Annotated in this window: 10 protein-coding genes; 4 read left to right on the forward strand and 6 right to left on the reverse strand. The window is 58.0% G+C overall.

Going from position 1 to position 14,463, the window contains the following annotated elements:
• Positions 1–11: 11 nt before the first annotated feature.
• Positions 12–1,694, reverse strand: a complete 1,683-nt coding sequence (gene nadB / locus UH5x_RS03505; RefSeq protein ID WP_047815435.1) for an L-aspartate oxidase — start codon at positions 1,692–1,694, stop codon at positions 12–14.
• A gap of 123 nt (positions 1,695–1,817) precedes the next feature.
• On the opposite strand from nadB, the gene UH5x_RS03510 reads away from it, so the two are divergent.
• The 4 genes from UH5x_RS03510 to UH5x_RS03525 are packed head-to-tail and all read left to right on the forward strand — an operon-like array spanning position 1,818 to position 6,299.
• Positions 1,818–2,813: a phosphatidylserine decarboxylase family protein gene (locus UH5x_RS03510; RefSeq protein ID WP_482634724.1), complete on the forward strand. Its 996-nt coding sequence runs from the start codon at positions 1,818–1,820 to the stop codon at positions 2,811–2,813.
• On the forward strand, positions 2,810–3,787 hold the full coding sequence (gene pssA / locus UH5x_RS03515; protein ID WP_047815437.1) for a CDP-diacylglycerol--serine O-phosphatidyltransferase: 978 nt from the start codon (positions 2,810–2,812) through the stop codon (positions 3,785–3,787). Before UH5x_RS03510 ends, pssA begins: the two co-directional genes overlap by 4 nt.
• On the forward strand, positions 3,784–4,884 hold the full coding sequence (locus UH5x_RS03520; protein ID WP_482634725.1) for a hypothetical protein: 1,101 nt from the start codon (positions 3,784–3,786) through the stop codon (positions 4,882–4,884). Before pssA ends, UH5x_RS03520 begins: the two co-directional genes overlap by 4 nt.
• Positions 4,881–6,299, forward strand: a complete 1,419-nt coding sequence (locus UH5x_RS03525; protein ID WP_482634726.1) for an MBOAT family O-acyltransferase — start codon at positions 4,881–4,883, stop codon at positions 6,297–6,299. Before UH5x_RS03520 ends, UH5x_RS03525 begins: the two co-directional genes overlap by 4 nt.
• An 8-nt stretch (positions 6,300–6,307) precedes the next feature.
• On the opposite strand, the gene UH5x_RS03530 is transcribed toward UH5x_RS03525, so the two are convergent.
• The 5 genes from UH5x_RS03530 to UH5x_RS03550 form a co-directional block, all read right to left on the reverse strand.
• Positions 6,308–7,219 (reverse strand): NAD(P)-dependent oxidoreductase, encoded by a 912-nt coding sequence (locus UH5x_RS03530; protein WP_482634727.1) that lies wholly within the window; start codon positions 7,217–7,219, stop codon positions 6,308–6,310.
• A 6-nt stretch (positions 7,220–7,225) separates the two neighbouring features.
• Positions 7,226–8,281, reverse strand: coding sequence for an NHL repeat-containing protein (locus UH5x_RS03535; protein WP_482634728.1), 1,056 nt, complete (start codon positions 8,279–8,281; stop codon positions 7,226–7,228).
• Positions 8,282–8,555: 274 nt separating this feature from the next.
• On the reverse strand, positions 8,556–8,918 hold the full coding sequence (locus UH5x_RS03540) for a hypothetical protein (RefSeq protein ID WP_482634729.1): 363 nt from the start codon (positions 8,916–8,918) through the stop codon (positions 8,556–8,558).
• 31 nt (positions 8,919–8,949) lie between these two features.
• Entirely contained in the window at positions 8,950–13,185 is a 4,236-nt protein-coding gene (locus UH5x_RS03545) for an FtsK/SpoIIIE domain-containing protein (protein WP_482634730.1), read from the reverse strand.
• A 184-nt stretch (positions 13,186–13,369) separates the two neighbouring features.
• Complete coding sequence (locus tag UH5x_RS03550) at positions 13,370–14,419, reverse strand: sensor histidine kinase (RefSeq protein ID WP_482634731.1); 1,050 nt, start codon at positions 14,417–14,419, stop codon at positions 13,370–13,372.
• Between the last annotated feature and the right edge of the window lie 44 nt (positions 14,420–14,463).

Raw genomic sequence — 14,463 nt, forward strand, 5'->3', positions numbered from 1 at the left:
CGCGGGGCGTTTCAATCGGCGGTCGAGTTTGCTTGCGTCGATTCGCGTGTGATCACGGGCGAGGTCATCGGTTCGCCTTTTTGGGGCATGCCACCGTCCACATCGACTTGCACGCTGAGGTGGCAACGCCAGTTCTCGTCATCGGGTTCCGGGAAGTCGCTGCGGAGATGAACGCCACGTGACTCGGTCCGTGCCAGTGCCGAGGATGCCATGCAGTGGGCGGTCAGCAACAAGTTTTGGAGTTCCCAGCCTTCCACTTTGTCGAATTGATGCCGCATCACGTAAGCCGCAAGCGATCGGATTTGGCTGTCGGCCTGCCGCAACCCTTCGGCGTCGCGTTGTACACCGACCAACCGGCCCATCAGGCTTTTTAGGGAGACGCGAACGTCGGCGATGTCGAACGATTCACTGAGTGTGTGGTCGGCATGTTGAATGCGACGGGCGACCATCTTGTGCGGCCCTTCTGCGGCCGATCGACTGGCTGCTTCTCCGGCGTGTGCCCCGTAGACCAAACCTTCCAGCAAACTGTTGCTGGCAAGCCGGTTGGCACCGTGCAAACCGGAGCTGGTGGCTTCGCCTGCGGCCCACAATCCAGGCAGACTGGTTCGCCCCAGCATGTCGACTCGAACGCCACCAATCATGTAGTGAGCGCCAGGGCGAACGGGGATGCGGTCGGTCGCGATGTCCAAGCCAAACTTGCCACAAGTTTCCGCGATGCCGGGAAAACGAGTGCGAACGTGTTCCGCGTTGAGATGCGACAGGTCCAAGTACACGCAGGGGTGCGCGGTTTCGTTCATTTGGTTGACGATCGATTGGCTGACCACATCCCGCGGTGCCAGTTCACCACGAGAGTCGTAGTCGGGCATGAATCGATGTCCGGTCGCGTCTCGCAAGTACGCCCCATCGCCACGCAGGGCCTCGGTGATCAGCGACCGCGAGGAACCAGCGATGTAGAGGACCGTCGGGTGAAATTGAATGAATTCCATGTCCCGCAACTGGACACCGGCCCGGTAAGCCAACGAGGTGCCATCCCCGGTGGCGACGGGCGGGTTGGTCGATTCCCGGTAGACTTGGCCGACGCCGCCGGTGCAAAGAATTGTTTCCTTGGCCCAGACCATTGTGGGACGACCGTCGGGGGTAACCACGATCGCTCCGTGGCAGCGACCTTCTTGGCTGAGCAAATCGACGGTGAACGCGTTTTCCCAAATGTCGATGTTGGCGGCTTCCCGCGAACGAGCGATCACGGCCCGCATGACTTCGCGGCCGGTCGCGTCGCCCATCGCGTGGACGATGCGTTCGTGGCTGTGGCCGCCTTCCCGGCCGAGAGCCAATTCACCTTCGCGTTTATCGAACTGGGTGCCCCAGTGAATCAGTTCTTCGATTCGGCGGGGCCCCTCGTGGATGACACGCGCCACAACAGCGGGATCGCAAAGGTTTCCACCCGCGATCAGCGTGTCTCGGATATGATCATCAAAGCAATCTTCGGGATCCAAGACCCCGGCGATGCCGCCTTGAGCGTAGTTGCTGTTGGATTCTCGCAGTTCGTCTTTGGTGACGACCAAAACGGAAAGGTTCGGTTCCACCGCGTTGGCTGCCCGCAGGCCTGCCAAACCACCTCCGATGACCAACACATCTGTGAAACGATGAAGGGCTCTTCGCGAATCAAAAGGCAAAAGATACCGGGGAGTGATCATCGTCCATCCATCGTGTTAACAAATTCGAGCGCGAGTGTTCTCGACAATTTCACAGTGTAACCAGTACGCTTCCTGCTGACCGGCCCCCTGCCAAGCCGTCGTTTTGGCTTTCATATTGAATCCATGGCCAGCTTTTTGACCTCCAACGCTTCCATCCCGCTCGACGACCCGAATCCGCTGACCACGGATGCGCTCGCATCGGAAGTACCTGCCATGGATCCATCGTTGAAATCGATCCAGCCCGGTGGCGGCGTGGTGATGTCGGTCGAGTTGGCATGGGGGAGAGTCCGGCGAGCATGGCTGAGAGCGGTCCGTCCCAAGTACGTGGCCAAAATGCGAGATCGTCGCCAGGGGCATCGCGGCGAGTTGCCGTTCGATCCGGTGGATTCGCGAGACATGAAATACTATCGCAACCAAGACAGTTATTGGTGGGCAGATGCCGATGACCCGTTTCTCTGGCGGGAGTCGCTCCCGTTTGTACGGGTTGGGTTAGCCGAGATGATCGTGCTGACCTCCGCTTCGCTTGTCCTGGCCGTTCTGTTCGGGTGGTTCTGGTGGCCCCTGGCCGTGCCGTTCCTGGCCGTCGCTTGCCTGGTGGCGTGGTACTTTCGGAATCCACGCCGCAAAGTTCCGGACACGTTTGGCACGGTGGTGTCCCCCGCGGACGGCAAACTGGTTGAGATTGCCGAAGTCGATGACCCAATCATAGGGGCGGCGATCCGTTTTCGAATCTTCTTGTCGATTTTTAATGTGCATGCCAATCGAATTGCGATGCCGGGCAAAGTCGTGCGGGTTCGATACCGCCCGGGGAAATTTTTGAATTTGTGGCGTTCCGAATCGTCCAAAGAAAACGAAAACATGGACGTGGAGTTGGAATGTCCTGAAATTGGCGGCCGAATTGTCCGGATTCGGCAGGTCACTGGTCAATTCGCGCGAAGAATTGTCTGCTGGGCTCGCGTGGGCGATGTTTTGCAACGCGGAGAAATATTCGGAATGATTAAACTGGGTTCGCGAACCGAGTTGGTGATCCCTCGCGACGAAGCCCTCGAGATCGTGGCTCAAGTCGGTGAAAAGGTGAGTGCCGGCTCGACTGTGTTCGCCCGTTATCAACAAGGTTGATCGAAATGAGCGAACTGAAACCACGACCTCCCTTCCTGGACGACGACAGCGTCGACGACGAATCCGACCTCATCCAAGAAGATGAGTTTGTGGATCGTTCGAAATTTGGACGTCGCCGCAAACGTCGCTCCGGCAAACGTCGGCGGTTGACCCTGGCGGTGTTGCCCACGTTGTTGACGCTGGGCAATGGCGTTTGTGGATTGGCGGCGATTGCGATCGCGGTCAGCACGGGAACGTTGGATTGGACCCCCGAGTCCAAACTCTTTGCGGCCGGTTTGCTGATCTTCGGCGGCATGTTGTTTGACGCCTTGGACGGGTCAGCGGCGAGATTGACCGGTCAAGCCAGTCGGTTTGGCGCGGAGTTGGATTCTCTGTGCGATGCGGTGACGTTTGGTGTCGCACCAGCGGTCATCGTCTGGCGGATCAGTGACGTGTTGCTGCAACGTTTGACTTGGGGCATTGGCGTTCTGTTCGCACTTTGTGTGTTGATTCGGTTGGCTCGCTTCAACGTGGAAACCCCAGAAGACGACGACCACGAGGGATTCGAAGGATTGCCTTCCCCCGCCGCGGCCGGAACGATCGCCGCCTTTGCGATCGCGATCCCAGACCTGGCTGATTTCGCAGTGGGGGAAAGCTATCCCGAATGGATCCATTCGTTAGCGGGCATCGCGTTGGATGCGTCGCACTACGTGATTCCAACCTTGGCGTTGGTGCTGGCGTTCCTGATGGTGTCTCGTTACGAGTATCCCCACGTGTTCGCGCAATTGGTTCGGGGACGACGAGCGCCGCATCAAATTGGACAAGCTCTCTTTGCGGTCGTTGGAATTTTGTTGTTGCACTGGGTCGCGCTTCCGGTGGTGTTCTGCTACTTCGCCTTCACGTCGCCGATTCGGTCTTTGTTGCAACGCAAGCAGTCGCCTCCGGGTTCTTCGTCAACGAGCTCTCCTTCTCCGTCGTCGGCTGAAGGCGGATGATCGTCCGTTGGTTGATCGGTCTGTCGCTGGGCACCCTGATCATCGCAGCAACATCGCCATGGTTCGTGCGCAGCTATGTGCCGCGGCAGTACGATGAGGTTCGACAGCGAGTGTTGCTGAGCCCTGGCGAATCGTATCGCTGGCGAGCCGAGGGCTATGCGACGACTGCGATCGGTCCGCATGGGATGATGGGGCGAACCAACTTGCCTGTGGCAACGGATTCGCAGTCGCCACGAGCAACCGTGATTGCTCTCTGGGGAGACTCGCAAGCCGAAGGGGTTTGCGTCCCTGATTTAGAAAAGTTGTGGCAACAACTTCAATTGGACCTGCGATATCAATCCGGTCGGAATGAGTTGGCACGCTCGCCGGTGCAGGTCCTGCCGTTGGCGAGCAGCGGTGATGACGTGGCTGACTGGACCGCTGAGTTGCCGCTGAGCGAAGCGGGGTTCGCAGTGGATGAACACGTCATTCTGCTTTGCGAGATGGTGGACATGATGGGCCGGCAGGAGACGCCCGGGGGCAGGGCACCAGTGGATTCGTCCCAGATCGCAAGGATGAACCAAGTGACACGCTGGGTTCCAGACTTCGTCCTGCATGCGGGCCGGAATCTGGTCACCGATCCGGACACACTGGCTCCGCGACGACTGCGGTTTGGCCTGGGGCCAATTCGTTCTTTGGGGGAACCAACGCGGATCACCTTGGAAGACCAGGTCGATCGAGCTGCTGCGGAACGCTGGATCCTGGACAGTTTGGTCTCGCTGCGAGATGCGACGACGAAACCGCTGTGGATCGTTTACGCACCGCGTTGCCCAGTGGTCATGGACGGAAGGTTGCGTTGGGAAGATCCGGACGACCTTCTTTGGGGAATTGTCCAGCAACATGCGGCGGAACAATCCATCCAGGTCATTGATTGTCGGCCTGCGTTTCGCGAATCCGTGCGACGCGGTGTCTTCCCTCACGGATTCCAGAACGGACGGATTGGGAACGGGCACCTCAATCCAGTTGGCTATCGATTGATCACCCGCGAATTCGCGAAGCGTTGGAAGGCATTTCCACGTGGTGACCGCTCGCTGGTGAACGCTGGAGGCCCCGAGTGAATTTCACGCAACTCGAGTTTCTCTGCTTTTTGGCAGTTGTCGTTTCTATCGCGTGGATGCTGCGTGGACGTGTGGCTCGCAATGGTCTGTTGTTGCTGGCGAGCTACTACTTCTACGCGTACTGGGACGTTCGTTTCTGCGGCTTGTTGCTGTTATCGACCGCGGTGGATTTCTTTGTCGCGAAACGAATTGCCGCGAGTGAGGAAGACTCGACCCGCAAGCGTTGGTTGGTGTGCAGTTTAATCGCCAACCTTGGGATGCTGGGGTTCTTCAAGTACTTCAACTTCTTCCTTGAGACCGCTGAACCGCTTGTTCGTTCTTTGGGGATGAACGCGTCGACGTTGCCAATTGTGTTGCCGGTGGGGATCTCGTTCTTCACGTTTCAAACGCTCAGTTATACGATCGATGTGTATCGCCGGAAGATGTCACCGACCGACAATCTGTTGGACTTCGCATTGTACGTGGCGTTCTTTCCGCAATTGGTGGCGGGGCCAATTGTCCGTGCCGCTCATCTGTTACCGCAATTGGCAGTGAGCCCCACGTGGAATTCCAAGCGAATGTACAACGGCGGGCAGCAGTTGCTTCGCGGTGCAGTGAAGAAGGTCTTGATCGCGGATCATCTGGCAGATCTCGTCGATGGGGTTTTCGCGGGACCGGAGCTGTATCATCCCGCGACCGTGTGGTTGGCTGTGTTCGCTTACGCCGGGCAGATTTACTATGACTTTTCTGGGTACAGCGACATGGCGATCGGGATCGCCAAGATGTTGGGGTACCGCTTTCCCGTGAACTTTCGCCACCCTTATCTTTCGACCTCGGTGGGTGAGTTTTGGCATCGGTGGCACATCACGTTGTCCACCTGGTTGCGAGATTACTTGTTCATCCCGCTGGGTGGTTCTCGCGGTCCTGCTTCGCAAACGAATCGCAACCTGATGATCACGATGACGCTGGGTGGGTTGTGGCACGGAGCCGCGCTGACGTTTGTCTGCTGGGGCGTTTGGCACGGTTTGGCCCTGGTGGTTGCGCGTTCCAAGCGGTTGCCCCTGCCGCGAGTGGCCGGTTGGTGTGCAACGATGAGTGTCGTACTGTTTGGCTGGGTTTTGTTCCGTGCGAGCTCGTTTCAGAACGCGGTCGCGGTCTATCGCGGATTGATCGGCTTGACGTCACCGGTGCCTTTGTTGGGGGTGGTGGGCGGCACATGGGCGGAGGCTGGCACGATTCTTTGGTTGCCGCCACTGCCGTTGTTGGCGCTCGGATGCATGGTGGCGGAGCACTTGGTTTGGCGAACTCGCGGACGACGATGGATGCGATTGCCCGCGGATCGTTGGTTCACGCCCGTCGCGACTGCCGTGATGATCTGGGCGTTGGTGTTGTACGCTCCGCGTGGCTTTCGACCGTTTGTTTACTTTCAGTTCTGACCGTTTGCTCAACGGTTTTTCCAATCGATGCCGGATAAGTTTGCAATGGCCAGCGCGAGTGCGTGCGTGCCGTCTCGCTCGTGCCCTTGAGCGGCGACGGATTGATAGAGTTGTTCTGCCAAGGCCAAACCTGGCATGGATAGCTTCATCGCACGACATTCAGCCAAGGCAATTCCCATGTCTTTCAAAAAGTGCTTGACATAGAAACCAGGGTCGAACTGGTTGTCAATGATTCGCGGCCCCAAGTTGTTCAAAGACCAACTGCCCGCCGCACCTGAGCCAACCGATTGCATCACGGTCGGCAAGTCCAGGCCTGCTTTGTGACCGTAGACGAGTGCTTCGCAGACGCCGATCATGTTGGTCGCGATCAAAATTTGATTGACCATTTTGGTGTGCTGGCCTGCGCCAGGGCCGCCTTGGTGGACGACGGTTTTGCCCATCAAATCCAAACAGGGTTGGATTGTCTCGAGTGCTCGCTTGCTTCCGCCGACCATGATCGACAGGGTGCCGCCCCGTGCCCCGGTGTCACCGCCGGAAACGGGGGCGTCAAGCGAGTCGACTTCCCGTTTGGCGGCCTGCTCTGCGATTTCGACGGCCAAGGATGGTTGGCTGGTGGTCATGTCCACCAGCACATTGCCAGGTTTGCAGCCTGCCAGCACACCTGTTTCCGGATCGAGGATGACTTCTCGGACATCGTGTGGATAACCGACGATGGTGAAGATGAGATCACTGTTCGCGGCGACGTCTTTGGGGGTGCTGAACCAACTCGCACCCTGTTGGAGCAACGACTCGGCTTTTGCCAACGTACGGGTCGTCAGAGCGACCTCGTAGCCGGCATCGAGCAGATGCCCACACATACTGGTCCCCATCACTCCCGTGCCGATCCATCCAATTTTGGGGAGCGATTGATCGTTGGCCATGAGCTTTCACTTGGTGGGGAGGGGAACTCGCAAGATGCGATGGTTGAAACTGTCGGCAATGTAAAGTTGATCGTTGTGAATGCAAACGCCGTGGGGCCGACGAAGGGTGTATTCGCCTAGATTCAAGGTTTGCACAACGTTGGTATGTGGATCGTAAACGCGAATCACATGGTTGACGTCGTCGGCGATGAAGACAAGCCCATCGTCACCGACGTCCATGTGCTTGGGACCATTGAAGCTGGCTTGGTCAGCGTCGCCATCTGCCTTGCCCTTTTGCCCGCTTCCCGCCAGTGTCGTGATGCTGCCATTGGCTTCGACGCGGCGGAGACGATTGCCGTTGCGTTCCAGCACGAGCAAACGACCGTCAGGGGCCAACTCCACCGCACGGGGATCTTTGAACTTGGCGGTTTGCCCAGCTAGGATTGAAACCGTTCCCGATGCGAGATCGATTGACCGGACGACTTGATTGCCGATGTCCGCGATCAGCAAACGATTTTTCTTCGCGTCCAAGGTGATGCAAATTGGTTCTCGAAAGGTCGCTTGTTTCCGGTTCACGTTGTCGGTCGCCGGCCCTGATTTGCCATGGCCAGCAAAGCTGTCCACGATCCACTCGCCTTGATCGTTCTGCATCAAACGGCGAACGGAATGGTTCGCATGATCCGACAAATACAGAACGTCGTTGCCATCAATCACCAGATTGTGCAACTTATTGAATCGTGCTTCGCGAGCAGGACCGTCAACGTATCCCAAAGCGTTCGGCTCGGTTGCCGATTCCGGCCCAGCGATCACTTCCGGTTTGGTCGGGTCGTTGGGAGGGCATCGCAAAACTCGGCCTCCATCAAATTCGACAATCCACATCTGGTTCTGGGAATCAAACTCCACTGCAAACGGAGTCCGTAGCGGTCCCGGGGCGGGAGCGTTTTCTGGAGCCGGTTCGGTTGGCCCGATCAGCACTTCAACAGGCAGAACAGGTAAGTCGTCAGCCAGTAGCATTGGCAGGGGGGCAAGTAACGCGATCGCTGCAAACGCGAGGACGAGGTTGCGAAGCAAGTGGGGCTGCATGATGGAATCGGTGGGGAGGTAGGTGGGAGGGGATTGGTCAGGACCAGCTTTGCTCGCTCACGAGGCGGGTTGTGACAAGGTGGGCTTGTTAGCAAGATCCATCGCGAACCAACCAAGCCAGACGCCGAGACCAGTTTGAGGTGGGCAGGGAACTGGCCGGGGTGTGCGGACACACACTATAGATCAATGAATCGATTCCGTGTGCACTCGTTGGGTCACCGACGAGAGGGCAATCCATTCAGGCAGCGGCTCAATCGGACGCAGGCCGGCATTGCTATTGGTATCGTTCGCGGACTTCGGGGAGCGGGTAGTCGGTGACGTCTCGGTCGCCGTCCTCGGCATTGATTTCCCACAGGCGTTGATAGCCCCGAGTGACCAATTCAGCCATTGCTTCGGCGTGGTTCGAGTCAAGTTCGGAGAGTGCAAATGGCCCCGCAACCGAGCTCGGTTCGACTCGTTCATCGCGGATGCACTGCGCGAGGATAGGATTGCAGCGGATGTGTCGCTCGGGAGAAACATGGAGCTTTTCGGGATCAAGGTGTCCGATGACGTAGCGAAGGTAGAGATCGCTGTCGACGATTGACATCACATCTTCGCCGCACACTTCGCATCGATAGCCTTCGTCACACTTGGCCAAGAGAACATTCCGAACGAGAAAAAGTTGAGAGTCAAGTTGTCGCCAACAGCGACGTCAATTCTCCTGACGTGGGCGGGTCGCACAACCGGAATTTTGTCATTCGTCCATCGGAATCGTCGTACAAGATCATCGTGGCGGCAGAGAGATCGGCCGCCGCGGGGGAATCGATCAAAAGCGATGAGTCACCGGCGTTGAGCGGTCCCACCAGACGCAATTCCAAATCATGATGGCTCTGCCGAGGCAACCATCGATTCAGCGTTTCTGCGGATGGCAGACTCGCGATGACGAACACGTTGACGGCCGGGCCCTCTCGAAGGACGGTTTGCAACGCATCGCAACCAGAGATTTGGGTGGCGGCGTCCAATGAGAAGTTCATCGATTCCGGTTGACGAAGATCGCGGAACCGATCCAGGCCATCCAGCACGACCAACAGGGGCGTGTCGTTGCTTTGCGGAAGAGTCGCGATGGGCGGAACGTCATCCGCCTTGGTTTTGGCGGAAACGAGTGTGCCATCCGAATCGAGACTGAACGAAGGGGCGGTCGTGGCGAGTCCGTCCGTGGTCGAAGTTTCCTGGGTGGGTTTGCCGAGTCGGGCGTCCACGAACTCAGCCAGCTGAATCATGGCGTTCTCGGCGTCGCGAGGCCGGATGACGTGTGCTTCCACCTGGTGTTGTTGGGTCCACTGCACGACCGAGTCTCCTTCTTCGGCTCGGGAGCCGTCGAACAAGACCAACGAGAGGTCCGGACGATGCGCCCTGGCGGACGCGATGATGCTGCTCAGGACGCTAGGGCGATTGCGTGCCGAACCGACCAGCAAGGCGTTGCGGCCTGTGTTGGATTGAAACCGCAAAGCGCACGGGGGGCCGAGTTCAACGGCTTCCCCCAGCAATCCGACCAGGGTGTCGGAGGGCTGTGATGCTTCGATGGCTTGGCGTGCCATGTCGGCGGTGAAACGTCCTGGTCGGTTGCCTTCGAAGACCACAGCGGCGCCGAGTTCCCGATTCCAAGCTTCGTCTCGCTGCCCAATCTCATGGAGTAGTCGGACTTGTTCCGCGGTTTCTAAGTAAGCGACCTGGAAGGGCTGGTTGCCTTCGACCAGGCCACTGGCGTCGTTGTAGATGGCTTCACCGGGCCGGGATATCAACCGAGCCGCCGTGTTGTCATCGGACAAAATCAAGGCGGCATCGGCCTCGCTGCACTGCATCGCGATTCGAACCGCCATTTGCCCCAACGTGGCTCGGGGGAGGCTGTTGGCACCGGCCAGCGATTGACTGCTGAGAACAACGTGGATGCCAAACGAGCGGCCTTGTCGAACGAGGCGATCCAAGAGTGCGGTGCAATCGGAGGCGAGCGTGTCGTCTCGAGTGAACAGTTCTTGGAACTCGTCGACGACCAGCATCAAACGGGGCATGACTTCGTCAGGGCGGGCGCGCCGATAGGCACCGAGTTCCTGGACTCCCGCAGCCCGAAACAACTCGCCTCGGGTGGTCATTTCCGAATCGAGTCGTTGCAGGACACTGCGTCCAAATTCCCGTTCGCTTTCAATGCCAATGACGCGAGCGTGAGGTAGTTTGGCATCGGCGTAGATCTTGAACTCGACGCCCTTCTTGAAATCCAGCAGATAGAACTGCAGTTCATCGGGAGAGTACATCGCAGCGCCGGATGTGACGATGCTGTGCAGCAGCGTGCTTTTTCCCGAGCCCGTTTTGCCGGCGATCAGAACGTGTTGGCGAACACCTTCGCCTAAATCGAGTGACCGGTTCCGTCCCGCCCCGGAGCTACCAATGACGATGTGGAGACCATCAGCGGCGGTGCTCGTTTGATCGGACGTGGGGATGCATTCATTGGGCATCAACGAGGTCAACGGCACGATGACGCGCGAGGCTTCCTGGGCCAAACGCCCGATGCGCTGGATCAGTGCCGAGCGGTCTTGGGGCATGGGCGGCGGCGCGGGCCAGAATTCGAACTCATCCAATCCCGCGTTGAGAAGACGCCAATGGCCAGCGGTCAGACCCTCCTCCAACATTCGAACACGTCGCTTGTTGCCGATTGGAATGATCCCATCCTCGTTCGGTTGCAGCGGTTCCGCGTTCAAACTGGACCGATCGATCCCATCAAAGGCGGCTGAAGGATCTTTGCGAGCGGCTTCTTCGCCGGTATCCAAGCCGGCTTGGCCATATCTCAGACGCAGCAGATTGGGATTGTCAAACATCGGCATGTCCGCCGGCCATTCGTGTTTGCTGTCCACGACCAGAATGACGAATACACCGCAGCGAATTCCGCTGCGGATGAGCGATGCCAGGTGCGAATGAGCGTCCCGAGACAGCCCGTCCGGAAATCCGACCGCGGCAATCGCTTCGTAGGGTTGTGCCAGCGATCCAGCCACCTTGTTGTAGTCTTCCAAACGTTCGTATTGGTCCCTCAAACACGACTGCAGAATGTTTTCAGCATGATGGCTGATGTCGGCGATGCGAGCCGTGATTTGGTCGCCCTGCGTCCAGACGCGATGGTGAATCAGGCTGGGATCGTGGTCAGCCAAAGCGAGAAAGCTGGAGAAGTTCTGGCCTCGCCCTGCTGGATCAATCAGGGTCACACGAGCTTGGCCCGGTGGAGCAGCGCTGAGCAAACGCCAAAGCACCTGGTGTGCGATTTTGATGGCATCCTCGATGTGGGCCGTGGGTGCTTCGATGATCACGCCCGAATGCATTCGCCGGTGCATCGCGATTGGCATCGTGTCTGGGACTTGCAACCGATTCAGAATGTCGGCTTCGTCGTGAGCGTCACCGTTTTGCTCGACGTGATGGGATGTGTCGTAACCCAGAGCAGAATCGAATTGCTGCTTCAGGCGATTGCCCAACCGGATCGATCCCACGGGCAGGAAATCAATTCCGGGATGCAGCGGCGGTGGGTTGGAAAGCAATTCGTCCCAATGTGGATACCGATACTCGACCAAGTCGTTGGCCGCGAGGATTCGCGTCAACCCGCGATGCATGCCAGATTGCAGTCGCTGCGCCAACGATTCCAGCGTGTGCCGATGCTGTTCTGCCACCGCTTGCAGAGTTTGGCCGGCCACCGCATCAGATTGGGTGAGTTTTTGCGAGATGTCCGTGGCCGTTTGATTGGCCCGTTCACGCATCGATTGCTGAAGATCCGCGAAACTGGTTCGGAATTGTTCCTCAATCCGATTCAACTGGTCTTGCAGTCGTGCTTCTTCGGCGACCTGTTTTGCGGCAAGCTCTTCGCGGAGGTCCTGCAGTTGGTTTTTTTGCCACTGTTGAGCGTCTTTGATGTGCGAGTCGCGCAGCAGAATCAATTCCTGGCTGGTCTTCTTGGCGGCCGCCGTCGAAATTCGTTTGGCCCGCAGAACAGCGTCTTGGGATGCCAAGCGAATTCGTTCGGTGGCAGGGTGCAAAGATCGAGTCATCTTCCGCAGAGGCCACATCAAAATCAGGTAGCAAGTGAACCCGATCAAACCGGATACGATGACGGAGCCGATCAAGTAGTGAATGAGCGGTTCGGCTTTCAACAAGATCGAGAGGCCGGAGAAGATCAACAACAGAACGGCGACCAGCGAGGGCAGGTAATACACCGCGTCCACCACGTGCGCGGCGAATCCGGTTTGCATCTCGGAGACAGTGGATTTCAATCGACGGTTCTGACGGCGGACCAGATCCAACGCATCTTCCACCTTGGTCGGTGGGGACTCACCAAATTCAGCGTACAGATCGCTTGGCGTTTGGACATCAAGCAAGCGGTTGAGTCGACGGATCGTCAGCGCCCGAGCCCATTCAATGTCTTCGTTTGATTCCGCAAGAGTCGCGTCGAGCTGATGATGTTCTTTGGCGGCCAGCTTTTTGGGCTGATCCTTGCGGGCGTCGTACTGGTTCTTGATCGCGATCAGTCGCTTTTCGACCTTGCCATGGATCACCGCTTCGTCTTCGGCGAGCTGCCTCCGAAAACGGACGCCGCATCGTCGCAGTTGGTCACGTGTCTGCAGGGTCGCCACCTCGTACGCGGCGATCATTTGCTCTTGCGCCGTGTCCCACTGCGTCAGCGTGTTGAGGCGATCGGTGTGGCAGTTCTGTTTGACCGCAGCGAGCTGGTCTGTCAGACGCTGTTCGATGTCCGCATGTTGGTCGCCTTGTTGGCGAACCAATCGAGCATGTTCGTCTCGCGAAGCCGCAACGCGTTGGATCAATCCATGAAGCAGACGGCGTTGGCGTTCCGGAGCAAACAACAGTGCAGGCGAAACAGCAGAGTCTTTCATGGTTTCGATTCTACTCCAATCCGACGCCCACGGCGCGTTTGTGAAGCGATCGAAATCAAAAGCTGGCGGATGAAGTTTGAGCGTTCACCAAAAGTTGCGCGGCCGATCCAAAAGGTCCCCGCCGTTGCGACCACTGTTTGAAGTGGCAGCGTTCATGGTGGGCTGCCGAGCGGACGTGCCACTGCTAGTCTTCGGCGATGTCCGAAGCTTGGTCTTGGGGAGGTGAGACAGGCGGGGGTTCTGACTCAGCCAGTTTGCCGTTGGGCAACGTGACATCGATTCTTGTTCCCTGTTGGCATGATTGAGACGCGGTCTCAGGCAAGCCGCCTTCGGGTGTGTCCGAGGGGGAATGGTCTGCGGGTTCAGTGGAGACTTCCCAGTGACCGTCTTGGATGTTGATGCGGCCACCCATGGCGTGGGTGATATTGCGAACCAGGTACAGCCCCAAACCGGTGCCTTGCTGACTGCGTTCCAGTTCACTGCCTAGCCGGACGAATCGCCCGAAAACTTTGCGTCGCAAGTTAGCGGGAATTCCTGTGCCGTTGTCCAAAACTGAAACAGTGACATCTCCCGAGGCGGAACAAACCGCAGTCAACTCGACCTTGGGAGGCGACCCACCGTATTTGATGGCGTTGTCAATCAAGTTGCGAAACAGAATTTCAATTTGGATGACGGGCGCGTGCACGAGAATTGGCGGGCATTTCACGCGGACGGTTTCTGGCGGCAGTTTGTATCGCACACAGGCGCCTTGGGCACACTTGGAAAGTACCGTGTGCAGAGACAAATCGCAGGCCTCATAGGCTTCGCCTCCTCGGTCGACTCGGGCGACATCGAGCAGGTGATTGATCAGGCTGTCCAAACGTTCCACGTCTTCCAGCATGATGAGATGGAATTCCTTCTGTTGTTCGACGCTGACGTCGTGGCGGGTCATCGTCTGTAGGTACAGTTTCAGAGACGCAATCGGACTTTTGAGTTCATGGGTGACGGAGTCGATGAAGTTGGATTGCCGACGGTTCAAGTTGAACGCTTTGACCGACAGCGTCAGGTAAGCGATGACGCCGGCCAGGATTGCGATCAAAAGCGGCGCCCCGGCACCCAGCATCACCCAGAACATGCCCGAGGTGGAATCGTTGCGGACAGCGCCCCAAACCGTTCCGCTGATCCAAACCGCGGTCAGCAAGACGACCAGGACGATCAGCACAACGCCCAGTGTGACGGGCGTTCGCAGGGTCAACGGGCGGTTCGAAATGGGCGAGACGATGACCGTGTCCTTTGCAT

Source organism: Rhodopirellula sp. UH5 (genome assembly GCF_056839225.1).

What these genes read in the sequence shown, in the direction of transcription:
- nadB (WP_047815435.1), bottom strand. Translation starts at nt 1,694, where the DNA reads ATGATCACTCCCCGGTATCTTTTGCCTTTTGATTCGCGAAGAGCCCTT.
- UH5x_RS03510 (WP_482634724.1), top strand. Translation starts at nt 1,818, where the DNA reads ATGGCCAGCTTTTTGACCTCCAACGCTTCCATCCCGCTCGACGACCCG.
- UH5x_RS03520 (WP_482634725.1), top strand. Translation starts at nt 3,784, where the DNA reads ATGATCGTCCGTTGGTTGATCGGTCTGTCGCTGGGCACCCTGATCATC.
- UH5x_RS03530 (WP_482634727.1), bottom strand. Translation starts at nt 7,219, where the DNA reads ATGGCCAACGATCAATCGCTCCCCAAAATTGGATGGATCGGCACGGGA.
- UH5x_RS03535 (WP_482634728.1), bottom strand. Translation starts at nt 8,281, where the DNA reads ATGCAGCCCCACTTGCTTCGCAACCTCGTCCTCGCGTTTGCAGCGATC.
- UH5x_RS03545 (WP_482634730.1), bottom strand. Translation starts at nt 13,185, where the DNA reads ATGAAAGACTCTGCTGTTTCGCCTGCACTGTTGTTTGCTCCGGAACGC.